Source organism: Nocardia sp. NBC_01377 (assembly GCF_045040005.1).
Lineage (GTDB): Bacteria > Actinomycetota > Actinomycetes > Mycobacteriales > Mycobacteriaceae > Nocardia > Nocardia noduli.
In genome coordinates this window covers 260,016-284,464 of record NZ_CP109567.1, presented here as the reverse complement: position 1 = coordinate 284,464, position 24,449 = coordinate 260,016, and the positions used below count along the sequence as shown (strand labels likewise).

Below are 24,449 nucleotides of genomic sequence, written 5' to 3'. Positions count from 1 at the left end.
AAAGGGAATGACCTACCGTCCGAGATCGGAGATAGAGCGAGTCAGCGGCAGCTTGCCCAGTTCTCATGATTGCCGTCTTCGAGACCAAGAACTCGCGGCAGGTCGTAGCCGAGGTCGGTGTTCCAGACCTGGAAATATTTCGTTTTGCCGTCGGAATGGTCGAAGGTGAACTTGTAATCGCTGTGTGAATCGGGATAGTAGGTGCGGGCATCGCAAGTTTCATGCGGCCACGCGAAGGCGTTAGCCTGTGCGGCGGCGCCGATGGCGAGAAACGCGGCGATGACGCCACTGGCTGTGAGTGCGGTCAATATCGTGCGGGCGCCGACGATATTCGAGAGCATGATGTTTGCACCTTTCCTCGGTGATCAGATCGGCCTCCGGTGAGAACCACCCGAGACTCGTGCGATGTCAGCGGCAACTGGCCCAGTTGTCGGGGTGGCCCGGGTCGCCGAGTCGCAAAGGCAGGTCGGGTACCTGATAACCGTTCATCTTCTTGCCGGGCATCCAGACTTTGAAGTACTTCACGTTGCCGTCGGAGTGATCGAATTTGAACCGGTACAGGCTGGTGGCGTCGGGTTCGTAGGTGCGGGCTTCGCACGTCGAATGTGGCCACGCGAGAGCGTTTGCCCGAGCGGCGGTGCCGACGATGAGAGCGCCAGCAGTGAGTCCGATGCCGGCCAAAGCGGCGAACGTCGTATGAATATAGGGCATGAAGGATTCTTTCTCGTCGGTGTTCGGAACACGCGGACCGTGCAGCGAGAACGCCGCGTCCACGACAATGTGTGCATGTGCCGTATTCAGTGGTGCGATCGCAACCACTATCGGTTCGGTTCAGCGCCGGAATCGGAATCGATACGAGTTGGTGAAGCGTTGTCCCCACCGGTTGCATCCGAACGAGCGGTGGGGTGTAGACATCGAGTGCGACAAGGCCGTTTCAACTCCGCGATGCGCAAGAGTCGCTCGACGGGCCGTCGCGGTCGACCGGTTCGGATCGCCGTCGCACCGTAACGAATCGGCAACGGTGGGTCCGGGCGCAAACCCGTTGCTCACCGAATCGCTTCCCTGTCATGACCTTCCGATCGAACTGACAGGAGCAGCGACATGACACCCGAGTCGTCCACACACAGTGGTGAGCACGATCGAATTTCGTGTGCAACGACATGAGAGCGGCTGTCGATACTCGCCTGGGCGAGGGTGGCGAGCGAAGTGGCGGCGGCTCCGGTGATGACGTACTTTGCGTGACGAGAACGGTTACCGTGCAGTCGAACCGGGGTAAGCGGAATCGCCGGATGTGGGAGGGAACCCCTGTGGGTACTGGGTCGCGGCACGCGTTCGATGAATGGTTGGGGCGGCCGATCACCGAGGCTCCCGTGGAGTCGCATCGGGCGGTTTTCGAGCACATCGTCGGTGTCGATCTCGCTGTGGCCGCCGCGTATGCCGCACAGAAGGCGTTCCACGTCCTGCGTGAGATCGACGCGGACATGCGTTACAGCTACGAAGACATCGCCCAGGATGTGATCGTCGGTCTGACCGATCCGCTTCCCGCCGAACCGATTCGGCACTGGCGGGCGATCATCGTGCAGAACGTGCGATGGCGGGTGCTGCATCTTCGCCGTGAGCGACTCGCCGCGATGCGCCATCCCGGTCGACGTGTCGACTACGACAGTGCGGTGGCGCAGTTGAGTGATTCGAGCGCGGTGGACGATCACGACCGTCTGCTCGCTCGTGAGGAAATCGCGGCGGCTTTGGACGCCGTCCCGGATCCGGAGGTACGGGCGGTGCTGCGGGCGACGTTTGTTCTTCCGACCCACGACGGCGGCTATGACATCCGATCCACCGCGGAAGCCTCCGAGCTGCTGGGCATCAGCCAGTCCAAAGTCAAACGTCTGCGCGCCAGCGGAGTTCTTGTCCTCAGACAACTTCTCGATCCGCAGCCGGGTCGTGACGACGGTAAAGGATCAGACCGATGAGTTCGGACAGCAACGATTTTCGCAACGCCCAGCTAGATGACCTGGTCGCGAGCATCACCGACGATGACCGTTCGCCGATGCCGATCGAGCCCGAATTCCTGGCGGCCGGAGACCGGATCGCCGACCGTTTGACCGGGCAGTGGGCACGCCGGTCGACCCGCGAGGCCACCGTCACCGCGCTGAGCCACCGGGCGCGAGGCGTGCGGGTGCCGGGCTTCACCGCCGAGATCCGTGCGGCTGCCTCCGATACCGCGGGGCCGGTCCAGCGGATCTGCGATCGTGAGCTCGGTATCGAGTTTCGGCGGTCCTCGCCGGACGGGCATGCCACCAGTATCGATGTGACCGCGCACAGCGACCGCGCGTCGGCGGGCGATATCGTCTCGATCCAGGTCACCGGCGCGACCCAGCGCACCGAACTGCTCGTCGTGCTCCATGAGAAGCAGCAGGGCACACTGACCGGGCAGATCGTCACCTCACAGATCACCCTGTCCGATGACCTCCAGGTCGCTGTCGTCGAATCATCCACCCTGACAGCCGAACACGCGAGCGCGGTCACCGCCGCGGTACGGAACTCCCCGACCGCAGGACGTAACGCGTGGCGGAGCATCGCCCGCCAGTTGCCCGCCACGCACCCGGTGCGCGCGGCCGTGATCAATGGACTCCGGTGAACGATCAAGGCGACCACGACAAGGAAAACCTGCTCGAGGCACTGACCGGGGCGCAGCAACGGTGGATCGCGTTGTGCCGTCGCGCCGTCACCGACGGTGCCGACGCGACTGCGGCGTTGATGGGCGATACCCCCGAGACACGAGTCCTGGCCCAGCGATCTCGTGCCACATGGCGACGGACCACAGCAGAGGCGGCTTCCTCCCTGGATGGGGAGGATCTGCTCGAACTCGAAGCCGAGTTACCTGATCCCGGTGATGCCCGGCTCCCTGCTGATCTGTCCGCCGCGCGTGCGACGGCGGCGATCGCGAACGCGTTGACCGGCGCGATGCCCGTCGACGAGGCGTGTGCGGTGTTCCTGGCACACACCGAGCGGGCAGGCCTGCATTCCACCGGTACCCAACTGATGCCTGCCAGTGCCGCGAACAGCGACAACGAGTCTCTCAATGCCCTGATACTGGCGTTGCTCGGGCACGGCGGGGCACCCGCGCGGGGCTACGGGATCCTGGTCGCGCTCGAACTCGCCGCGGCCAGGCCCCCACGGCGACGGTCCACCCACACCCGGGTGCTGTTCGCGACCTACAGCGGACGCGGCGGAGAAGTCGGCACCCTACGCCTCGAACAGCTCAAGCATGGCCCGTCCGGTTTGCATCCCGACCCGGCACGGATGGGGTTCCTGCAGGCCGACCCTGCGTTCACCGACAGTTTCGCTGCGGCGTGGTCGATCAGCCATCTGGCCGACACCGACGCGTGCGTGCTCTGGTCGGTCACCCTCGAACGAGGCACACCCGCCAACGCCATCGTCGGAAGGTCGATGGCGGCCGCCCTCGCGGTCGCTCTCGACGACCTCGCCCCACGCCATCAACTGCTACGCCAGCTACGACCACGCCGACTCGACCCGCGATGCGCTGTCACCGCGGGACTCGACGGCGACACTCTCACCCCGGTCACCGGATACGGCGACAAACTCGCCGCAGCACAAAAGCATTCGCTACGGGTCATCGTGGCCGCAGCCGGATGCGACGCCGCCGTCCAATCAGCGCCACACGACTTCACCGACCGCGTCCTCGGCGCGCACACCGTCGGCGACGCCATCCGCCACACACGAACACGCCTCAACTACAAACTATGGGCCGCGGCGCTGGTCGTGGTACTCGGTGCCGCGACCGTCACCGGGACGGGTCTGAAGTTCGCTGAGCTACGCGAGGAGTCGGCGCGGGCGCAGGCACGAGCACACGCGAGCCTGTATGCCAGCGTTTCCCAGCTCGCCCGCGACCGGGACCCGGCGACCGCCCGACAGATCGCGCTGGCCGCGTACCGCACCCACGACGGCGAGGACACCCGCTCGGCGCTACTGGACAGCACCTCCACGAACGCGCCCATCCAGCTCGCCACCAAGCCTGCCCCGCTCGCGTTCATCGATGACGGCCCGCAACTGGCCACCACGCCCGACGGTGACCTGCTCGCGCTCGGCAGGGACGACGGCACCGTGGACCTGGCGCGCGTGACCGAGACCGGCGTCATCGGGCTGCCGTCGTTCGATGCCGGTGGCGGCCACATCCGCGCACTTGCCCTCAGTGGTGATCAGCGATGGATCCTCACCGCGGGACAGACCCGAACCAGCTTGTGGGACATCTCGAACCCGGCAACTCCGACCCGTCTGGCCGATCTGGATCTCACCCGAGAACTGCCGTGGTCGGTGGCTTTCAGCCCCGACCAGCCTCTGCTGGTGCTGGGTACACAGAACGGCAAGGTCCTGCGATGGAGCCTCACCGATCCTGCCCTCCCTGCCCCGTTGCCTGACCTGGCTGTCGTGGGAGGACAGCATGTCAACGTCGCGGTCAGTGACCGCGCGGTCGCGGCCGCCGCACCCGTCCTGATTCCGCCCGGAACTTCGCGCAGCGTCGTCCAAATCTGGGACACCTCAACCCCCGAGGTCACCGACTCGGTCTACGCCGAGTCGATCGATCCATTGCGGGGTGCCTATGTACGGTCGATCTCCTTCACCGCCGACGGCACCACGCTCATGGCCGGTCTCGACATCTCCGAAGTGCTGCGGTGGCGCATCGGTGCAGACCTGGCCCGACCGGAGCCGCTGGCGGCGGTGCGTGGGGACGGGGTCAAGCTGCACGACGCGATTCTGGGTAACGGCGGGGAATGGTTGCTCACCGCCGGGGCCGATCAGCGCATCCGCATCCGTGACCTCACCACCGGCGAAGACCAGATCTCGCTGACCAGCCCGATGCCCTTCCAACTACGCCTGCTGCGACACGGGCAATCCCTGGCCGTCATCGGCTTCGACTCCTCACTGCAGATCTACGACCTGCCCGGAGCGATCATCCGCACTGCCCCACGCACGCTGATCCGCATGCCCGCCGCAGGCCCGAACAGGCCGTCGGCGAGTGCTCTACTGCCCCACTTGCGTGCGTTGACGGTCATCGACACACCACGCGAACAAGAGTTGCGGGAGTTGGAACCCACCGGAATCAGCAGTGTCCTGGCCGTGTCCCCGGACGGGCGCCGCGCGGTCACCGACGACGAACGCAACATCCAAATCTGGAACATCGAAAACCCCGACACCCCAGTCGCACTCGGCCCACCGATCACCACCTCGAGCAACTTCGAAGTCCACTCACTGACCTTCGGGCCCGACGGTCTGCTCGCCGTCGCGCGACCGTGGTCGTCGACAGTCGCGCTCTGGGATGTCTCCGGTACCGGCCCACCACGCCCAAGTGATTCGATCAGGTATCCGCGGGGGTTTCCGAGCTCGCTCGCCTTCAGTTCCGACGGAACGTTGCTGGCGGTGGGCAGCGACACCGGAGGAACGGCCACAGTCTTCGATATCAGCGACCCTGCCGCGGTACGCGTGGTCGCTGAGGTGTCAGGTTTCGACACCGACGGCAACTTGATGTCGCTGGCGGTCAGCTCACGGAAGATTCTCGCTGTAGGAACGATCGACGGAACGCGACTCTACGATCTCGCCATAGCCGACTCGCCGCGAGAGATCCCCCTGACCGGGCCACCGAATCTGGCGTCTTCGGTCGCGTTCGACCAGCGAGGTGACCTGCTGGCATCAGCCGACCCGATCGGAGGCCGGATTCATCTGTGGAACCTCACCGACATCGACAACCCCACCAAGTACGCGACCCTGACCGGCGGGAAGCAACGGATGATGCAAACCTTCATCTCCTTTCCCGCCGACGGGGTATTGGCCGAATCGGCGACCGACGGCACATTGCGGCAGTGGCGGATCGACGCCGCCGCCGAAGCCGAACGTCTCTGTCACAGCGGAACAACACCGATCACTTCCCAGACCTGGGCGAGCTACCTACCGGGAATGCCCTACGTCTCGACCTGCCCGACACGATGACACCGAAGGAAACCTGTTGACCAACAACGCAGTACGCACCCTGATCGGGGGACTCGCGCTCGTGCTCGCCGCTCTGACTGTTCCCGCCGCAGCCGCTCGCGCAGAGACCCACGAATGCGCCCCCGCCAAGGAGCATCCGAATCCGGTGATAGTGATGCCCGGCGGTGGGATCTACAGCGACAGCGGCGCCGACACAGCGATCGAGTTCCTGTACGGGGCGTTGCGCCGGACGCTGCGCGAGGCCGGATTCTGTACCGTCGCGTTCCCGCACGGCATCGTCGCCGGAATCCAGGGCGCCGGGCCGATACCGGACTCGGCGACCGCCTTCGCGGCATTCGTGGACCGGGTGCGGGCCGAGACCGGCGCGGACCGAGTCGATGTCGTGGCCCATTCCGAAGGCGCGCTGGTCACCAACTACTACGCCAAAGTCCTACACGGCGCGCCCAACCTGCGCCGCATCGTCATGTTCTCACCGGTCACCCACGGAGCAGACCCCGCCCAGGTCGCCACTGTCATCGGAGCCGGGACCTACCCAGGCGGCCCGGAACAACTCGTCACCGACTTTCCCGTACTGGTCCAGGCCGCGGGCACCGTGCTGACGCCATTTCCGGCCGCGATGCAGTGCGTAGCCGGATCGGAAGTGATCGAGGCCGTCACCAGAGGCGGGATCACCCAACCAGGAATCCGCTACACCGTCCTGGCAACAAGAAAAGACCCCTTCCTGACACCAGCCGAAACGACATCGTTCATCGAGGAACCCGGCGTGCTCAACGCCTACTACGAGGATCTCTTCCCCGCCGAAGCGCCGACGACACACAACACCATGCCCTCCTCACCATCGGCCATGAACTGGGTACAGAAGCAACTGACTTGACGAACACGTCGAGGTACCGTCGGATTCACCGGAGGCACCGAACCTCCCCAGCGGTCGAAGACCGAGGTTGCACCATGACCAGGGGTCGTTCCTGCGCCGCCGTGTACGTGAATTACCGGTCGTCGTGGCGGGCGTGGTCCTGATGGTGTCGACACGGTTCGCCGAGAGCGAGATCGACCGGCGCCAAAACCATTTCGCCGACTGTCGGGGTTCAGCCCGAGATCACCGAAATCACTAGGGCCCGTCGTCGGATCGTGAGCCCGAGGTCGGCGGGCCCGCGGATACACCGCTTCGGAGTTGCGGCAGTGAAGGACGAAGGGTGTCGGTCCGCCCGGATACGCTGACCGGAATGCAGGGACGAACCCGTTCAGCTCAGCTCGAACTGCCACCCGAACTCTGGGGTGGTGAAATTCCTGGCCTCTTCGCCGCCTGCGGCTTGCTCGCCGAACCTCGCGGTGTCAACACGTGGGGTGTCCGGGCGGAGCATCGCGTGGGACGTCCGGGCGGAGCATCGCGTGGGACGTCGTGCTGATCTCGTCCGGTCGTGGACGCTGGCGGGCCCGCGCCGGCGCAATCCTCGTTTCGACATGCTGCCGAGCTATATCGATGAGATCGAACGCCATGAGCTTTCCTCCGAGGCACGATCAGCGATGCAGGCAATGCGTGAAGCCGCCGCTGAGCGCAATGATCTGCTGACACAGCTTCGTCACTGCCAGATCGAGCTCACTCAGGCCGATCCCGAGTCCGCCACGCAACTCACCGAGCAACATTTCGCGCTGCTGGGGCGGTATCGAGAGGCGAAAAGCGGTGAGGTTCCGTTCCCGAATCGCAGCGTGCACGTGGTCGCTCCCAGCCAGATCCCAGCACAAGGACGGCGGTTGGGAAGTACCGGGTCGCCTCGGCGAAGGTGGTCGTCGCCAGCCAATGCGGGTCTGACCGGACGCTGAGATCCAGCGACCGAGAGAAGGTGGTCGATGTGCACTGCGTGGGTCAGCGCTTCGGCCGCCTCCAGCGACCTTCGTGATCTTCGTGATCTTCGTGATCTTCGTGATCTTCGACGAGGCAGTACTGACCTGGCGGGGCTGGGGTCGAGCAGTGGCCTCAGCGGTCAGGAGAGGTCGAGGTGGCGGTTCATCGACATTGCCGCGTCAGCTTGTTCGGGGAGTTCGATGACTTTGACGCCTTGCTGTTCGAGTTTTTCGACGCCGACGCAGTCCTCGACGAAGGTGGGCGGCTCACGCCAGGCGATCACGACTGTCGAAATGCCTGCGTGCAGGATCCGGTCGGTGCACGGGACACGGGTTTTGGTGGCTCGTTCCGAGCAGGGTTCCAGGGTGCTGTAGATCGTCGCTCGTTTCAGGCGCGGGTCGGCGGGGTCGAGTTTGTCGAGCGCGGATTCCTCGGCGTGGATTTTCGGGTCGGTTTCGCGGGAGTAGCCGGTGGCGATCTCTAGGCCATCGGCGACGATGACCGCGCCGACCGAGAACGCCCCTTCGACGACCGGGCACTGTCGGGCCAGGTCGATGGCGCGATTCATCCAGCGAATGTGGTCTTGCTCGGTCACCGGTCGTTCTCCTTGGATGGTCGGTAGCGCAACAGCGCGACGTCGCCGATCTGGGCGATGTCGATCAATTGCATTCTGCGGGTGGATCCGCCGGGGAAGGATGCGGGGTGCAGGAACCGGGGTGCGTTCGGGTCGCCGACGAGGTTGGGTCCGAGGGCGAGGTGTAGTTCGTCGACGAGCCCTGCTGACAGCAGGGCGGTGTGGATGTGGCCGCCGCCTTCGACCATCAACCGGTCGATCCCGCGGCCGCCGAGGTCGTCGAGCAACGCAGCGAAATCGACTGTCGGTCCGAGTGATACGACCTGTGCGAGACCGGCCAGTTGATCGGTGAGCTTCTCGGCGGCGGCCGCGGTGGTATAGACGAGGGGCCGGTGTAGTTCGGTGCCGTGGTGCCAGAACTTCGCTGCCGGGTCGAGGTTGCCGGTCGCGGTGACGGTCACTTTCAGCGGTTGTTCGGGCTTTCCGGCTGCGAGACGTTCGGCTGTGCGCTGTGGGCTCTTCACGATCAGGCGCGGGTTGTCGCTGCGCAGGGTGGCGGCGCCGATCAGGATCGCGTCGGAGTCGGCCCGTACCGCGTCGACTCTGTCGAAATCTGCTGTGTTGGACAGCAATAGCCGCTCGGGGCTGGTGTCGTCGATGTAGCCGTCGACGCTGACCGCGACCGAGGCCAGCACATGCGGTCGGGTCACGACGTCAGTACCGCCCAGCGCCGTCCGGCGTCGCGGAACGCCGCTACCTCGGGTTGGGTGGTGTCGGTGGACAGCATGGCGTCCAGGGTTCGGATGTTGTGCAGGATGCGTTCGGAGCCGGTGCTGACCCCGACCCGCATGGCGGCCTGGCCGAGTTGGGCGGCGGGTTCGGGTTCGCCGGCGTGGGCGTGGGCGAGCGCTTGGCGGGCGAGGTAGACGGCTTGATCGCGGGTGTAGCCCGATTGCATGGCGCCGATCGCGGTACCGAACTGGTCGATCGCGCGACGGTATTCGCCCAGGGCTACCCGGGCTTGGGCCTGGTGGACGTCGACGTAGGAATGATCGAGGAAGAACCCCCACGACGGGTCGGCATCTACGTCCTCGGCCAGGACGCGGGCACGGTCGAACGCGCGCTCGCTGGCGGTTCGGTCCCCGGCCAGCGCGGCACCGTGCCCGGCGAACGCCGCGGCAACTGCCGCGAAACGGGTTCCTGGTGGCGCGGCGCGTTCGGCGGCCTCGGCGAGTTCGAGGGCTTCGGCGCCGTCGCCGTGGTCGTTGGCGATCTGGGCTTTCCGAATCAACGTCGCGGCGATCGAACGGTCATCGCCGAGTTGATGAGACCAGGTCAACGCACGGTCGGTCCAGTGTTGGGCGTGGTCCCAGGCGCGGCGGTCCTGATGCAGCCACGCCGCGAACTCCGCGTACAGGATCCGCATCCGCTGCATCGCGGTGGCGTCGCCGATCCCTGCTCTTCTGAGTTGCCCGATCCGTTCGATGCTTTGCTCCATCAGCGGGATCACCGACGCCGAGCCGTGCAGGTTGTCGCTCTCGATGAGCGCCAGACGCAAGTTGTGGAAGTGGCCGACCTGGTCGATGTCGGCGGCGTTGGCGAGCACAGGTGCGGGCAGTGCACCGACGACCGCGGCCAGGGCTCCTGCCCCGATACCGGCGACGACACTGCGACGGGGGAGTGACACGACGACGACCTCTCCAGAGACGGTCCGGGCGGGCACCCAGACCTGATCAGCTTCTTCGATTCCCGCCACGACGGTTGACAGGACCGAGCCCTGGGGGCCGTTCGCCAGCGTAACTGTTCGAGGCGCGCCGTGATCGACATCGTCGACCGTCTCGTGGGGCTTCGCCAGTGCGAGAGTGAACCGCTCGACAACATCCGCTTGTGCCTCGGACAGGGCTTGCTCGAGCATCCGCTGACTCGAGGGACGCAGATTCGTGGCCGCGCCCTTGGCTTCCCAGCCCTCGACGCAACGAGTCGACATCTTCAACTTCTGCGCGAAGTCTCCGACCGACATCCGCATGGCCTGACGCAGGACTCGGCATTCGATGCCGGTCCAGCGTTCGATCGTGATCATCGGTCCAGCTCCAGCCCCTGGGTTATGCCGCCGTGGTGAACCGAAAACTACACCGGCCCACGCAGTGTGCAGCGCGGATCGAACTGTTGTTGCGGTGATAGTGCGGTGATACTGCGGGTTTGGTTCGTAGCTAGTTCCGCCTCGACCGGTCACGCTGAATTCGGCACCCGACGCCGGCTCGCTGGCGATCCTCATCTCGGAATACGCGAAACCGGTTCCAGGACAACGTCCCGGTCCTCCCCGGTCCGGCGTCGGTGTGCCACTAGCCAGCCCCGGGGGAGCAGCACATGTCCAGTCGTCGAACATCACCGACCCGGTCTGCCGTGCCGCCGCCCGCGACAGCCAGCACCGTACCGGCGCACTGCGATTCGGGCGACCGGCACCGCCCGCTCGGTCTGTCGCCGGGACATATCAGATCGAAGCTGTGACGCTTCGCTTCACACGGAGGACGCTGCAATGAGCGATTCCCACGCTGCGAGCAATCTGCCGCAGGCCAGACACTCCACAACTCGACGCCCACTGCCCATCCTCACCCCCGACCAGCAGGACGCCCTCGATCCGCTGCTGCAACGAGTGATCGACTACCGCAAGAGCGGACTGAGCCTGAACTGGATCGTCGGCTGCCCACTGGATTGCACCTACTGCGTGCGCCACACCTTCGGCAACTACGACATGAAGGTCCCTCGCCGGTTGATGGACGAAGCGGAAGCCGCGCGAATGCTGTTACGCAACAAGCATTTCCGGCCGCACGTGACCCCGATACAGCTGCTCAACCGGGCCACCGACCCGATGCTGCCCGCCGTGAAGCCATACACCCTCGAGATGCTGCGACTGCTCGACGAGCAGGGGGTCACCAACCACGTCCTGGTCATCACCCGCTGGCGGATCGAGCCCGAGGACTGCGCAATCCTCAACAGCTTCAACAACATTCGACTGACGATCCTGGTCACCCACTCGGGCATCGACGACGAACGCATCGAACCGGTCGACTCGAACATCGCCGCCGCATCGCTGCGGACCGCCTCCGCCCACGCCGACAACTACCGCGTCATCCTGTACTGGCGGCCGATCGTGCCCGGACTCAACGACACCGACGTGCACCTGGACCGGGCACGCGAACTGTCCCACCACGCCCACGCCACCGTGTTCACGGGCCTGTTCTTCAAGGACTAGATCCGCGACTACTACCAGGCCAACGGGCTGCCCGAGCTCTACGACGAGGGCCCCTCGCGCAAGATCTTCCCCGAACAGCTCGAACAGCGAATCCTCGCCCACAGCGACGGGTTCGGGTCACCGCTGTTCCGCAAGACCTCCTGCGGCGTCACCTACGCTCACGGCGTTGCCGACTACAACGGCCACTATGGCGTACGCGAGCTCTGCGACATCTGCCCCGTGGCCCAGATCCAGCGATGCGCCGCCGACTGGCGTCGCCCCGCCGAGGAACCGACCGCCGCCTGGGTCGAGCGTCTCGGTGGAGGGATGCTGGAGATCACCGACCGAGCGGTGATCGTGCAGGGGCTGCCCGAAGGGCGACGGAACTTCCTCCAGCACAATCTCGGGTACCAGGTCAACGACCGCGAGCGCCCGCACCACATCGGCCGCCACGGCCGCGCCGACATCGGATGGACCCACAATCGGGAGGCAGCGCGATGATCGTTCCGACCACACTGCACGGCAACGACTTCGCCGTGGTCGATGTCGAAGGCAACGGGCAGACCCCGCCCGAGATCATCGAGATCGCGATCCTTCCGGTGTCCGGTGAGAGCGTGACCGTCGAGGCGATGCGGACCTGGATGGTTCGTCCGTCGCGCCCGATCACCCCGATCGTGACCCGCAAAGTGCACGGCATCACCAACGCCGACGTCGCCGAATGCCCGTCCTGGGACGAGATCGCCGCAGAGGTCGAGACCGCGCTGAGCGGCCGGATCCTCGTCGCGCACAACGCGAACCTCGAACGCCGAGTCCTGTCCGAGCATCTGCCCGAATGGACGCCACCGCTCGTGCTCGACACCTTGCGATTCGCCAAAGCGGTATGGCCCGGCCTGCCCGGCTACGGACTGGACAAACTCGTCGCCCACGCGGGCCTGGACGCCACCGAGGTCTCCGACCACGGCCATCATCGCGCCGGATGGGACACGTGGGCGGCATGGCAGCTGCTGGCCCGGCTCGTCGACGACAGCGGCTCGGACTGGGATCAGATCGTCGCGTCCGCCGCACCGGCCGAATTCGTGCCGCCGAGAGAACCCGAAGGCCGGTTGTGGTGAGAACCGATTTCCTCCGGCCGGTCACCGTCGCGGTGACCGGAACCCATTCCACCGGCAAAAGCACTTTCCTCCAGCGTCTCGCCGACGAGTTGCACCGCGACCGCATCGACGTCGCAGTGGTCGCCGATCTCGGCGCGGAAGCCGCCGAACGAGGCCTGCCGATCCTCGACAAGCACACCTGGGTGTCGACTCTGTGGATCATCACCCGCGGAATCTCGCTCGAGGCTCAGGCATGGGCGCAGGCCGACGTCGTTCTGATCGATCGGCCGGTCTCCGACGCGCTCGGCTACTACGAGGCCGCGCTGGAATCCCGCGGCCAGCAACCTGACCCACAGAACATGCGCCAGCTCGAGGACATCGTCGCCCGACACGTACCAAACTACGACCTGGTCCTGCGGACGGTGCTCGACCCGACCATCCCCTTGGACCTGAGCAAGCCCCGCGGAACCGACCTCGCCTTCCGTTCGCTCGCCGACCGCCACGTCGCCAAAGTCACCGAACGCCTCGGCATCGACCACGACACGTTGCCCGCCAACGGCCACGACCGCGCCCTCGTCGAAGCGAACGCCTTCATCAGAGGCCAGCTCGACCGAACAAACAACGACCCCGGTCGCTGAGGCCGCATACACGACACACGCTGTCCAGTGGCACGCGTGCCGTCACTGGACAGCAGCGGAAGGACATTCGGCCATGAGAACAGCAGCAGCACCAGACCCGCACCATCGATACCTGATCGGGGGCGAGCTGGCGGTCAACCGGATCGGGTACGGCACCATGCAACTCACCGGGCCCGGCCATTGGGGCGACCCCGCCGACATCGGCAATGCCGTGCACGTCCTTCGCCGTGCTGTCGCACTGGGAATCAACCATCTCGATACCGCCGATGCCTACGGCCCGCACGTCGCCGAGCACCTGATCCACAAGGCGCTACACCCCTATCCCACGGACCTTGTCATCGCCACCAAAGGCGGCATGACCAGGCAGGGCCCGAACCTGTGGACACCTCTCGGGCGGCCGGAATACCTGCGCCAATGCGTGGAGATGAGCCTGCGGCGCCTGCGTCTCGACTGCATCGACCTCTACTATCTGCACCGCGTCGATCCCGCCGTCCCGCTCGAGGACCAACTCGGCGCACTCGACGACCTACGACGAGAAGGCAAGATCCGACATCTCGGCTTGTCCAAGGTCACCGTCGAACAGATCGAAGCCGCCCGCGCAAGCACGCCGATCGCGGCCGTTCAGAACAAGTTCAACCAACGCGAAGCGGGGCGCGAGGTCCTCGACTACTGCACCACAGCACAGATAGCCTTCGTTCCCTACGCCCCGCTCGCCGCAGGAGCCCTGGTCGCCGGACGAGACGCAATCGACACGGCCGCGGCGGCGACGGGCTCGCTTCGATGGTTGCTCGCGCAGTCACCTGCTGTCCTGCCGATCCCTGGCACCGCGTCGCTGATACACCTCACGCAGAACAGTGCCGCATCCCAAGCCCAGCACAGCTGTGAGGCGACCTCGGCGGAACCATCCGCCGACCGCGCCGGTCAATGACTTGCGGCACCCACGGCAGCGGTGGAGGCCGCGGCGGGCGCGGGATGTACTTCGGTGGCCGCACCGAGCCCGAGGAGCAGCGCGATCCGGTGATGGGTGGCCTGCTCGCTCGCGTCGAACGGGCGACCGACGACCGTCGCCGGGTCGACTCCTGTCAGCTGTTCGGTCGGTGTCAGACGGATCGCCTCGTCGAGGACGGCCAGAGCTTCGGGGACAAGGCGTTCGATGAACGGTGCGGTGTCGATCAAGGTACCCGCGCCAGGTATCGTTCGCAGTCCCCAGCTGATGGGTCCGTCGAGTCGGTCGAGGAGTGCTGTGAGGGCGGCCACTTCGCTGTCCGGGATTCGGACCATCGTCTGCAGAGGCGCGGATTGTTCCTGTAACGCGGTGGATGAGAGTCCTTCGCCGTGAATCGTGTTACGCAAGTTCCGGCACGCCGCGAACACGTCTGACCCGCGGGAGCTGTTACCGAACAGATCCGATAATGCGGTGTTGTTCAGCGACTTTAGCCATGTGGGATTCTGCCACCCAGCCTTCCGTTGGTCTTTCGGTAGGTTCCCAGCGCACAGATGTGCCACTCGGGCGGCAGCATCGAAGGCGCCGACCAAGTTGTAGAGAAGGTTGCTCAGATCGGCCCTGACGTTTTCGGCGGTGTCGTTGTCATGCGGCGCGAGCAACGCGATATGGAGGCGGTCTCGGTACCGAAGGACCCAGCTGAGCCGTTCCCGGAAAGCGTTTACCAATCGCGACGGCTCCTCGATATCGTTCTCCCAGCGCAGTTTGTACAACGCGGCGGCCCACGGACGCCCCGACGGCATGATCGCGTCCACGGCGATACGGAACATGTCGCTTGGCGGCATGACCAATTGAGCAGGTGCCACGATCGGACAGTCCCGATTGCGTGAGCGGAGGTACAAGCCGAGCACGAAGAGCGCGTCCTGAGGTGCCATCGGGTTGGCTTCGGTGATGTAGCGTCCGTCGTAGCCCAGCGTCTCGCCCCGCGTTGTTATGAACACATCGCAGCGCAATTCGACTGCCACCCGGGCGACCAGGATCTGGTCAAGCCATCGGTCTTGCGGTAAACCGACATCGGGAGCGTCGCGTTCGGCGAATTCCTCCCACTGGGAGTAGAGCGAAACAGCGCGGCCGACTGTACGCCCACCTTCACTCCAGACACGGAACTGTAGGAAGTCGGCGGACGGTTGCTCATCGATGACCACCGAGCCCACGGTGAGTGGCTCGTCGGGCTCGTTGACCCACAACAGTTCGACGTCGTCGCGGCTGGCCAAACCCCAGCAGAACGAGACAAGATCCGACGGCATCTCGACTCGGTCACCGACCATGTCGCGATCACCGGACGAACGTCGCTGTCTCGGTGCGTCGATGAGCACACGCAGACGTCGGCCCGCGTACTCGAACGCGCCAGGTGGATCTCCCGCGCGGGGAGAATGGCGGGCAACCCGAGGAATTGACATCGGTCCACGTTAGCTGCCATGTTCGGGCGCGGTCACTGGGTTTTAAGCCGTGACGGCCCAGCACCACACCCGGCGCCCGTCCCGGCAAGGACGTACGGTGTGCGTGATCATCCGGACCGCAGCGAGGATCAAGTTGGTACGCCACCCTAGACACCGCGTCCTTGCCCTCCCTTGTCCTGGGCCACCACCAAGACCGGCGGCCCGCACTGAACGCGGCCGAGCACGTGTTCGCCCCCTCTTCCGTGGTGATCGGGGAGGCCGTCGCAACCGGATGCACGCCCCGCTCCTGGCAGGTGATCCCCAATCCACTGCTCATCGACCCCGCCAGATCACCCGCCCTGACCACGAGGAGCGAGAACGACAGCGCCGCAATGGAACCGTGCGCCTGGTGACCAGGCGCGGCGTGGAGAAACGCGTCGCAGATCTCCTGGCGGCGCCCAACCCCACGGGCAGAGCGGTGCACATGGTTGCGGCTCAGGCGGGATTCGCGACCAACCCCGGTAGTCAACAAGCACTACTTACACAACTGCACCAGCACGCCGCCGATACCGGCGCCACGATCTTGAGACCACTGCTACGGCACGCGTTGCCGCGCTACCTCGCCGGCGCGGCCGTCACCGTGGCGCCCTCACTGCTGGAGACTTTCGGAAACCTCGCCGCCCAATCGCTCTCGGCCGCAACACCGGTTGTCGCCTACCGCGTCGGGCACCTTGCGGAACTCATCGGCGAGGACGCCGGAATCTGTGTCGATCCAGCCGAGGGTCCGACCGGGCTGTGGCGCGCTGTGGGGGAGCTGACCGTTGACCCGCTACGCTACGACGCTACATGTGGAGCTGCGTACTGCCGGTCTCGGAACTACTGCCCCACCCTCGTCGCCGAAACATTTGTGAAGGGGTGTGGTCGATGACCGCCATATCAACCGATGACGTGACACTGCTGCTCGTAGACGGCCACAACCTGTTGTTCCGGGCCTGTTTCGGCTCACCGGCCGAGATCTACTCACGTGACGAACCCCGACGTGACATCACTACCCAGTTCATGTTCGCGGCCATGTTGCGCAAGGGCATCAACGACGAGCTCGCTACTTGGCCCGAGGTCCTTGTCGTCTTCGACGGCCAGAACGGCACCGCACAGCGCAAGGAAGCCGACGCCAACTACAAGGCCCAACGGCCCGATCTCGCCGAAGGGCCGGGCCGCAACCCGATCGAGGCATTGGACGATGTGAAAGCGATTCTCGACGTCTACGGCATTGCCTGGATCGAGATCGACGATGCCGAAGCCGACGACGTCATCGCCACCCTCGTCGCCGCGAACCCACACCGCGACATCCTGATCAACTCCATGGACCAAGACTTCTACCAACTGCTGCGCGACCGGCAACCCGGCGGCGCCAGCGTGCGGGTCCTCAACACCGCTATGCGCCCCGGAGCCCGGCTCATCGGCCCCGCCCAGGTCAGCGAACGCTACGGCATCACCCCAACGCAATTCGCCGACTTCCGCGCCCTGTGCGGCGACACCAGCGACAACATCCCCGGCGTCAAAGGCATCGGCGCCAAAACCGCGGCGACCCTGCTCGCCGACGGACTCCTGCTCGAAGACCTCGCACGCTCGGATCGGCTCACCCACGGCACCAAGGCCGCCGCGATCACCGCCGCCTGGCAACAAGTCCTCACCTGGCGCGAGATGATCCGGACACGCCACGACCTCCCCTTGCCGATCCAACCCACCGGCCGCCCGACCCATCCGCTGCCGGTCCCAGGCGAAGTGATCGACAAACTCGGCCTGTGGGGAACCGCGCCCGCCGCGAAACCTCGATCCGCCACCGCGTCCCAGATCACCTGCCAAGAGTCGCTGTGGTGAAAACCGAGCCACGGGCCGCCTCGATCATGACCATCCTGGCCCACCCCGACGACGCCGAACTGTGGGCCGGGGGAGCCTTGGCCCTGCACATCGCCGCTGGAGCCACCGCCACCATCGCCATACCTCACACCGACGACCAACGCATGAACGAAGCCGCCACCGGCGCACAACGCCTCGGCGCGCGCCTGTACCCCCTGCCCGCGGAGCCGACCGACGACGACGTCCGCGATCTGATGATCACCTCACGGCCAGAAGTGATCATCACCCACCGCATCGACGACGTGCACCCCGACCACCGACACATCGCCACCACCGTGCTCCAAGCACTTCCCGCCGCGGTCATCTCCACCGGCCACCCCAGGCGGCTCTACTCTTGCGACAGCTACAACTCTCTGACCTTGACCGGGCCTGTACCCGCAAACACGATCATCGATATCACCGCTACATTCCCCACCAAAATCCATGCACTCCACGCCCACGCAGGCACCCAACCCATCACCGACCACTTCGCGCCCATGGCCGAAAACCTCGCACGGCTCTGGGGCGCCCGCATAGGCGCCACCCACGGCGAAGCCTTCACGGCCCTACCCATCCTCGGCCGCCTACCAGCCGCGTCCCACCTCTGACAGATTCTGCTGTGCCACAGGTGTTTACCGCTGTGGTCGGCGCGGCCGCCTCCGGGAAGGGCAATCAGCTGTGGGCGTGACATGCGAGTGCGAGAATACTGGCGTGAATCGCCGCGTGGTGCTGACCACCCGACGGCTTGCCCTCACGACCTGGCTGCCGTCCGATCTCGATGAGCTTGCCGAATTGCATTCGGATCCGGAGACGATGCGGTTCGTCGGTCACGGACGACCCGATACCGTCGATGAGGCGCGGGCCAGACTCGCGGGCTATCTCGATGAGCAGGATTCCAGGGGCTGGACGAAGTGGCGCATGGTCGACTGTGACGGCAAGATGATCGGCCGGGCAGGATTCGGGGAAGCCTACTCGCGCCGCGATCTGGCATACACCCTGCTCCGCGAGCGATGGGGACAGGGCCTGGCCACCGAGATTGGTGTCGCGCTGGTCGACTGGCATCTCCGACATCGTCCATATGGCTTGTTCGACGATCTATGCGCCCACGTCCAAGTCGGACACCGCAACAGCGCTCGTGTCCTGGAAAAGATCGGCTTCGCACTCGTGGATCAACGCCCCTGCAAGGGCGTGCCCTGCGATTATTTCGAGCTCCCCGTGGAGGCCGATCTCCACGACGAACTTCAGACGCCACAGTCGGTTGACGCCGACCCCGTGTAGCCAGACCGTCACGGGGCGAGATCCGTTCATGACTACCGAAGCCCAGCAATAATGATGACTGCCCGGACACGGGGCAACGACGGCGCCCGGGCGCATCACCCAGGCCGCCACGGACGCACCGAAGCCGCATGTACTCACAATCGGGAGGTAGAGCGGTGATCGTTCCGAAAGCACTGCGCGGCAAGGACTTCGCCGTGGTCGATATCGAAGGCAATGGCAGACTCCACCCGAGATCATCGAGATCGCGATCCTCCCCGTGTCCGGAACGACCGTGGACGTCGACGAGATGCGGACCTGGATGGTCCGACCACAACGCCTGATCACCCCGACCGTGACCCGCAAGGTGCATGGAATCACCAACGCCGATGTCGCCGATTGCCCGCCCTGGGCCGGTGTCGCCGAGCAGGTGCAGAACGCGCTCGGCGACCGGATCCTTGTCGCTCACAACGCGAACCTCGAACGCCGAGTCCTGTCCGAGCACCTGCCCGAATGGACACCGCCGTTGGTGCTCGACACCTTACGATTCGCCAAAGCGGTATGGCCCGGCCGGACTGGCTACGGACTGGGCAACCTCGTCGCCCACGCGGGCCTGGACGTCACCGCGGTCTCCGATCACGGCCATCATCGGGCCGGGTGGGACACGTGGGCGGCGTGGCGGTTGCTGGTCCGGCTCGTCGATGACAGCGGTTTGGACTGGGAGCAGATCCTTCACTCCGCAGCACCCACCGAATGCATGCCGCCGACAGCACCCGAAGGTGGGCTGTGGTGAGCGCTGGTCGTCCCGGTCACGGTGCCAGGCACACATTTCACCAGCAAGCAGCCGTAGGTGCCCTCTTTGCGGACCACCACCCGCAGAATCCCACTGAAGGACCGAGTCCAGGAGCGATGGTGACCGATGGCGATCAGTGATTCCGATATCTCGGACACGCTTTCGGCGTATCTCGAAAGCTACCCGGATGAGGCTGCGCAACTGCGCACTCCGATGCGTCTGCTGGGGCAGGGCAAGAATGTCGCCTCGAGGCGAACCTTTCCGCTCCACGTAACAGTCGGTGCCCTGCTGGTGCGCAACAATGCCGAGATCCTGCTCATCGAACATCTCGCGTACGCGATCACGCTTCAGCCCGGCGGTCACCTCGAACCGACGGACGTCACGCTGATCGACGCGGCGGTGCGCGAGCTGGCAGAGGAGACCGGCGTCGAGCCCGGCACGGTCAGCCTGACGTCGCCGACGCCTGTCTACGTCGAGTACGGCAAGGTTCCGGCTCGACCAGCGAAAGACGAACCGGAGCATTACCACCTCGATATCGGGTATTCCTTCTCGACTGTGCAGGGCGACGTCGGAAATATTCAGGAATCCGAAGTAGCGGGTGCCGGGTGGTATCCAATCGAGCTGGCCGAGCGCGTTGTCGGGCCCCGTATCGCGCGAGCGATCAATTCACAGACCCGGATCAGTTGAGAGGCAATGCGTCGAGATGTCGGACCGGACGGTGTCGATAGGGAAAGCGGCCCATTCGATCTCGCGTAGAACTGTGGCCGCGAAGAACCAACGGTGAACGGTCGATGCCGTGCTCGCCGACCCTGTTCGGTGGCCGCGACGCGGCCCTGGATCCGGGCTCTGACCGTGCGGGTGAGGCCCCGCGCGATGGCGAGCGCGCGCCGGTGTCCGGATCACCTCTGCCGCCGCAGGCGGGGCGATGCTCGCGCTGTGCGCCGACATCGTCGCCGCCCGCGAGCGCGTCATGCTCAATCCCCACTACCGCATGGGGCTGACCGGATCCGAGCTACACACCCTCACACTCCCGCGCCGGGTCGGAACCGCCACAGCCACACGCCTACTCGTCGACGGGGAAACCCTCGACACCCACACCGCCCGCGACCTCGGACTCATCGACCATATCGGCCCCAATCCCAACGGCGAATTCGATGCCTGGCTATCCAACCTCGCCCACAGCCTCAGCGGACCAGGAATCCTTACCCGCACCACCAAGGCCCCCTCTGGGATCGCGTCACCATCGACCATTTCGAGCGTCACGAATCGGACGGCCACCGGCCGCGTGAGGACGCGAGATCACCTCGGTCGTGGCGGTAGTTCGACACCGCAACGGAATTCCTGGGTCCGCCGGTGTTGCGCACCCGAGTCGTCGATGGCCCATTCATCCATCAGTCCCCACTGCGAAAAGATCGCTGTTACAATGACATTCGACTTCCGTATGCCGGGAGAGCTGTGTCGTCGCCGTTGGCGGTGACCGCGCGGGTGCCGGTGGTGGCGGGGTTGTGGCGCACCAGGGTGGGGTGCCTGTATCGATCGAGAGGGTGGGGCGATATGGAATCGACCGATGATCTGTTGCTCGCGGTGGAATCGCTGAGCACTGTGCGAGGGCGGCTCGACAGCGGGCATTCGGATTCCAACAGCGATGGGCACGGCAGTTCGGGCGGTGACGGGCTGAATCTCGCCGAGTCGTAGAGCACGTCGGGTGCGCCATTCCCTGACCGAGGCGATCGAGAAGGCGCTGAGGTGGAGCGGGCCGGATGGGCTCGGGGTCGGGTTCGCACGCGGTGTCCTGCCTGATCCGGGGCTGTGCACGCGGTTGCTGACTCCGTCGAGGCTGCTGGATGTGGTCATGCGGCGTGCGTTGTCGCCGCCGCAGTTCCGGTGTTTCCGCGACGGCGACGAGTTGGCGCCCGACGCTTTCCTGTCACAGTTGGTGACCCGGCGTTCCCAGGTGTTGCCGGTCGCGGACATGGACCGGCTACACGTGTTGATGCGGTCGGGGTGTTCTATCGTGCTGGACGCGTTGGATTCCTTCGACCCGACGATGGAGATCGCGTGCCGGGCGCTGCAATGGTGGTCGCGGGAACTGGTGCAGGTCAACACCTATCTGACCACCAACGACGCGGCCGGGTTCTCGCTGCACTGGGACGACCACGATGTGATCGTCGTGCAGATCGGCGGCGAGAAGTCGTGGCAGGTACGCGGGACGTCGCGACCGGCGCCGATGTACCGCGACGCCGAACCCAACACCGTGATCCCCGAACAGATCGTGTGGTCGGGCACGATGCGCGCAGGCGATGTCATGCACATTCCACGGGGCTACTGGCACCAGGCCACCCGCGCCGGACTCGGCACCGGCTACAGCCTGCATATGACCTTCGGGTTCGTGAAACGCACAGGGGTCGACTGGATGTCATGGGTGGCCGACCGCAGCCGAGAGCGCGAACCGTTCCGCCACGACCTGCACCGGTGGGGCACCCAGACCGAGCGCGGGGACCAGGAACACGCCCTGGTCGCCGAGATGGAGCAGTTGCTCCTGGACTACCCGATCCAGGCATATCTCGCCGCCCGTGAACAGCAACGCCCTCCACCCCGCCACGTCGACACCGGCGGCGTGTTCGGTCCACCTGCCGCGGTGGTGTGCGTGACCGATTTCCCCCCGCACCTCGAGATCGGCCCGACCGGTGTCGAGGTCGTCGCGGCGGGCAAGAAAATGACCTTCGCCGCGCGCGCCGAACCCGCACTACGCCGGTTGCTCAGCGGGCACCCGGTCCAGTTGGACGCGGTGAGCGCGGCGACCGGCGTCGACGCCGCGGCAGTGGCGGGCAGTCTGATCCAGGAGGGTGTGTGCGCGGAGGTCACCGAGGCGTTGTCCTCGGGCTATACCGGCATGATCCCGACCGACGGTTGATCGAACACGCTCTGCGCCTGGGAGTGTGCGGGGTGGACACCGCGTTCAACTACCGCGACTTCACCTCCCAACGACGGCTCGCCGCCGTCGCCGGGGATCTGCTCGCACAGTTCACGATCTCGACCAAGGTCGGATTCTTCCCGAACCCACACGGCCGCCCCGTCCACAGCCTCGACCCCGCACGCCTGGCCACCGCGGTCGAGCAATCCTGCCAGGATCTGGGCCGGATCCCGGATGTGGTGTTGCTGCACAACCCGGAACACAGCCTCACCGCCCTGCCCACAGACCAGGCCGGTGACCTGTTCGCCGCAGCGTGCGCCGCGCTCGCCGATGCGGTCAGCGTCGGATTGGCCCGGGAGTGGGGAATTTCCAGCTGGAACCCGGCACCGGTCCTCGGGGTGATCCGCGCCGGCGAGATCGAGCATCGACCGTCCGTGGTGATGGTCCGCGTCGGGCTGACACTGCCCGACCCGGCGCTCACCGCGGCGTGCGAACTGGGTGAGGCGTTCGCGATCCCTCCCGACCGGCGTTGGGGCATGAGCCCTTTCGCGGGCAGCACCACAGATCAGGCATGGCGAACGACGAACCTCTCACCGCTGGTTACCGGCCAGCCGCACCCGTCGACACCGCAGGCCGCGTTCCGTCTCACCTACGAACTGCCCCCGGTGACCCGAGTCGCCGTGAGCACCAGCGATGCGACCCATCTGCGGGAACTGGTCACCGCGACCGGCCTCGATGTCGACGACGCCGCCCTGCACCGCTACCGCGCACTCCTACGAACCGGCACCTGAAACCGGGCCGCCCCACCGCGCCGCGATATAACTTCCGGGTCGGACCACACCACATCCATCACAGAGGAGCCGGGTTCGTGGCACACACAGCCCCACGCGACCGACCCACAGCCGCTGTCACCGATCTACGCAAGGCCACGATCACCGACCTGCTCGCCGACGTCGCCGCCCGGCTCGCAACCTCACTGGACCACTCCACGATCGTGCGCAAACGACGCACCCTCGGCATCGCCACCGACCGGAACACCTGGGTCCGGATCGAGGCCCGACCGCACGCCACCGCCACCGCGCAAGGGCAGACCAACAACGGCATCGAGACCTCCGCGCTGCTGCACGGTATCGCCAAACCCCGCTGGCACCAAGCGGTTTCCTGGCTCGACGACACCACCGACACACTCTGGCGAGCCGACGAATGCGACCTCGTCACCGGACCGGCCGCCACCCCGATCGGTTACCCGCTCACCGAACCCACGCTCACACCACACTGGTGGACCACGCTCAACACCTCCCTGGACAACCTCGCCCGCCAGTCCATCACCCGCCGAGCCACCCCCGACACCCAACCGATCACCCAGGCCCTGGTCACCGACACCATCGAAGGTGTCTTTCCCGGCGCGCTCGAAACCACCATCGACGACACCCGGGCATGGGTACCCGCACACGCCGACCTCGTCTGGTCCAACCTCACCGCCCCGGACTGCCAGATCCTGGACTGGGAAGACCTCGGCCTGGCCCCCCGCGGCCTCGACGCGGCGACCCTGTGGACCAACTCACTGATGATCCCTGCCCTGGCCGACAGAGTCTTCGGTGAGCGACAAGCCGACCTCGAGACCAGATCAGGCAAACTCATGGCCCTATTCACCTGCTGCAAAGACCTCACCAGCCCCGGCTTCGCCACGGCCCCCGCATACGCGCCGACCACCGCCCACGCCACCAGGCTGATCGCTGAGCTGACCCACTGAAACTTACACGCGCGAATCGGGCGTATATGGTGCCGCCGTCACCGAGAGGATGGTGTTTTACGACGTTGTA

27 protein-coding genes are annotated in these 24,449 nt (G+C 65.7%); 21 read left to right on the top strand and 6 right to left on the bottom strand.

What is annotated here, in order from left to right:
- Positions 1-41: 41 nt before the first annotated feature.
- Complete coding sequence (locus OG225_RS41720) at positions 42-341, bottom strand: hypothetical protein (protein ID WP_331757815.1); 300 nt, start codon at positions 339-341, stop codon at positions 42-44.
- 67 nt (positions 342-408) lie between these two features.
- On the bottom strand, positions 409-774 hold the full coding sequence (locus OG225_RS41715) for a hypothetical protein (RefSeq protein ID WP_405183554.1): 366 nt from the start codon (positions 772-774) through the stop codon (positions 409-411).
- 533 nt (positions 775-1,307) lie between these two features.
- On the opposite strand from OG225_RS41715, the gene OG225_RS41710 reads away from it, so the two are divergent.
- The 5 genes from OG225_RS41710 to OG225_RS41690 all read left to right on the top strand — a co-directional run bounded on the left by OG225_RS41710 (position 1,308) and on the right by OG225_RS41690 (position 7,827).
- Positions 1,308-1,970 carry a sigma-70 family RNA polymerase sigma factor gene (locus OG225_RS41710; protein WP_405183553.1) on the top strand — a complete coding sequence of 221 codons (663 nt, stop codon included), beginning with the start codon at positions 1,308-1,310 and terminating at the stop codon, positions 1,968-1,970.
- On the top strand, positions 1,967-2,638 hold the full coding sequence (locus OG225_RS41705; RefSeq protein WP_331757810.1) for a hypothetical protein: 672 nt from the start codon (positions 1,967-1,969) through the stop codon (positions 2,636-2,638). The genes OG225_RS41710 and OG225_RS41705 overlap by 4 nt, the downstream gene beginning before the upstream one ends.
- Positions 2,635-6,006, top strand: a complete 3,372-nt coding sequence (locus OG225_RS41700) for a WD40 repeat domain-containing protein (protein ID WP_331757809.1) — start codon at positions 2,635-2,637, stop codon at positions 6,004-6,006. The genes OG225_RS41705 and OG225_RS41700 overlap by 4 nt, the downstream gene beginning before the upstream one ends.
- Positions 6,007-6,022: 16 nt before the next feature.
- On the top strand, positions 6,023-6,880 hold the full coding sequence (locus OG225_RS41695; protein ID WP_331757806.1) for a hypothetical protein: 858 nt from the start codon (positions 6,023-6,025) through the stop codon (positions 6,878-6,880).
- 515 nt (positions 6,881-7,395) lie between these two features.
- On the top strand, positions 7,396-7,827 hold the full coding sequence (locus OG225_RS41690) for a hypothetical protein (protein ID WP_405183552.1): 432 nt from the start codon (positions 7,396-7,398) through the stop codon (positions 7,825-7,827).
- Between the two features lie 161 nt (positions 7,828-7,988).
- Here OG225_RS41690 and OG225_RS41685 read toward each other — a convergent pair whose 3' ends face one another.
- From OG225_RS41685 to OG225_RS41675, 3 genes are read right to left on the bottom strand one after another with little or no spacing between them, the layout of a single operon-like run.
- Positions 7,989-8,417 (bottom strand): deaminase, encoded by a 429-nt coding sequence (locus OG225_RS41685; RefSeq protein WP_331758824.1) that lies wholly within the window; start codon positions 8,415-8,417, stop codon positions 7,989-7,991.
- Positions 8,418-8,440: 23 nt separating this feature from the next.
- Positions 8,441-9,133 (bottom strand): dihydrofolate reductase family protein, encoded by a 693-nt coding sequence (locus tag OG225_RS41680; RefSeq protein WP_331757799.1) that lies wholly within the window; start codon positions 9,131-9,133, stop codon positions 8,441-8,443.
- Positions 9,130-10,503, bottom strand: a complete 1,374-nt coding sequence (locus tag OG225_RS41675) for a hypothetical protein (RefSeq protein WP_331757797.1) — start codon at positions 10,501-10,503, stop codon at positions 9,130-9,132. Before OG225_RS41675 ends, OG225_RS41680 begins: the two co-directional genes overlap by 4 nt.
- A 456-nt stretch (positions 10,504-10,959) precedes the next feature.
- Here OG225_RS41675 and OG225_RS41670 point away from each other — a divergent pair, with 456 nt between their 5' ends.
- The 5 genes from OG225_RS41670 (at position 10,960) to OG225_RS41650 (ending at position 14,312) form a co-directional block, all read left to right on the top strand.
- The gene (locus OG225_RS41670) at positions 10,960-11,676 is read left to right on the top strand and encodes a hypothetical protein (protein WP_331757794.1); all 717 of its coding nucleotides are present in this window, start codon (positions 10,960-10,962) and stop codon (positions 11,674-11,676) included.
- A 219-nt stretch (positions 11,677-11,895) separates the two neighbouring features.
- Positions 11,896-12,156: a hypothetical protein gene (locus OG225_RS41665; RefSeq protein WP_331757791.1), complete on the top strand. Its 261-nt coding sequence runs from the start codon at positions 11,896-11,898 to the stop codon at positions 12,154-12,156.
- Complete coding sequence (locus tag OG225_RS41660; protein ID WP_331757789.1) at positions 12,153-12,767, top strand: 3'-5' exonuclease; 615 nt, start codon at positions 12,153-12,155, stop codon at positions 12,765-12,767. The genes OG225_RS41665 and OG225_RS41660 overlap by 4 nt, the downstream gene beginning before the upstream one ends.
- Positions 12,764-13,384, top strand: coding sequence for an AAA family ATPase (locus OG225_RS41655; RefSeq protein ID WP_331757786.1), 621 nt, complete (start codon positions 12,764-12,766; stop codon positions 13,382-13,384). Before OG225_RS41660 ends, OG225_RS41655 begins: the two co-directional genes overlap by 4 nt.
- A 73-nt stretch (positions 13,385-13,457) precedes the next feature.
- Entirely contained in the window at positions 13,458-14,312 is an 855-nt protein-coding gene (locus tag OG225_RS41650; RefSeq protein WP_331757785.1) for an aldo/keto reductase, read from the top strand.
- Here the strand turns inward: OG225_RS41650 and OG225_RS41645 are convergent.
- Positions 14,306-15,787, bottom strand: coding sequence for a hypothetical protein (locus OG225_RS41645; RefSeq protein WP_405183551.1), 1,482 nt, complete (start codon positions 15,785-15,787; stop codon positions 14,306-14,308). The two genes, OG225_RS41650 and OG225_RS41645, sit on opposite strands and share 7 nt — an antisense overlap.
- 388 nt (positions 15,788-16,175) lie before the next feature.
- On the opposite strand from OG225_RS41645, the gene OG225_RS41640 reads away from it, so the two are divergent.
- From OG225_RS41640 to OG225_RS41590, 11 genes are all read left to right on the top strand, one after another.
- Positions 16,176-16,694 carry a glycosyltransferase gene (locus OG225_RS41640; protein ID WP_405183675.1) on the top strand — a complete coding sequence of 173 codons (519 nt, stop codon included), beginning with the start codon at positions 16,176-16,178 and terminating at the stop codon, positions 16,692-16,694.
- The gene (locus OG225_RS41635; protein WP_331758793.1) at positions 16,691-17,647 is read left to right on the top strand and encodes a 5'-3' exonuclease H3TH domain-containing protein; all 957 of its coding nucleotides are present in this window, start codon (positions 16,691-16,693) and stop codon (positions 17,645-17,647) included. The genes OG225_RS41640 and OG225_RS41635 overlap by 4 nt, the downstream gene beginning before the upstream one ends.
- Positions 17,644-18,273: a PIG-L family deacetylase gene (locus tag OG225_RS41630; RefSeq protein WP_331758791.1), complete on the top strand. Its 630-nt coding sequence runs from the start codon at positions 17,644-17,646 to the stop codon at positions 18,271-18,273. Before OG225_RS41635 ends, OG225_RS41630 begins: the two co-directional genes overlap by 4 nt.
- A gap of 103 nt (positions 18,274-18,376) precedes the next feature.
- Positions 18,377-18,943: a GNAT family N-acetyltransferase gene (locus OG225_RS41625; protein WP_331758789.1), complete on the top strand. Its 567-nt coding sequence runs from the start codon at positions 18,377-18,379 to the stop codon at positions 18,941-18,943.
- A 232-nt stretch (positions 18,944-19,175) separates the two neighbouring features.
- Positions 19,176-19,712, top strand: coding sequence for a 3'-5' exonuclease (locus OG225_RS41620; protein ID WP_331758821.1), 537 nt, complete (start codon positions 19,176-19,178; stop codon positions 19,710-19,712).
- Between the two features lie 126 nt (positions 19,713-19,838).
- On the top strand, positions 19,839-20,399 hold the full coding sequence (locus OG225_RS41615) for an NUDIX domain-containing protein (RefSeq protein WP_331758787.1): 561 nt from the start codon (positions 19,839-19,841) through the stop codon (positions 20,397-20,399).
- A 211-nt stretch (positions 20,400-20,610) separates the two neighbouring features.
- Positions 20,611-21,189 carry an enoyl-CoA hydratase-related protein gene (locus tag OG225_RS41610; RefSeq protein ID WP_331758818.1) on the top strand — a complete coding sequence of 193 codons (579 nt, stop codon included), beginning with the start codon at positions 20,611-20,613 and terminating at the stop codon, positions 21,187-21,189.
- A 77-nt stretch (positions 21,190-21,266) separates the two neighbouring features.
- Positions 21,267-21,407, top strand: a complete 141-nt coding sequence (locus tag OG225_RS41605) for a hypothetical protein (RefSeq protein WP_405183674.1) — start codon at positions 21,267-21,269, stop codon at positions 21,405-21,407.
- A gap of 10 nt (positions 21,408-21,417) precedes the next feature.
- Positions 21,418-22,626: a JmjC domain-containing protein gene (locus OG225_RS41600; RefSeq protein WP_331758785.1), complete on the top strand. Its 1,209-nt coding sequence runs from the start codon at positions 21,418-21,420 to the stop codon at positions 22,624-22,626.
- Between the two features lie 32 nt (positions 22,627-22,658).
- Positions 22,659-23,417 (top strand): aldo/keto reductase, encoded by a 759-nt coding sequence (locus tag OG225_RS41595; RefSeq protein ID WP_405183673.1) that lies wholly within the window; start codon positions 22,659-22,661, stop codon positions 23,415-23,417.
- A gap of 77 nt (positions 23,418-23,494) precedes the next feature.
- On the top strand, positions 23,495-24,379 hold the full coding sequence (locus OG225_RS41590; protein ID WP_331758781.1) for a hypothetical protein: 885 nt from the start codon (positions 23,495-23,497) through the stop codon (positions 24,377-24,379).
- Positions 24,380-24,449: the final 70 nt, after the last annotated feature.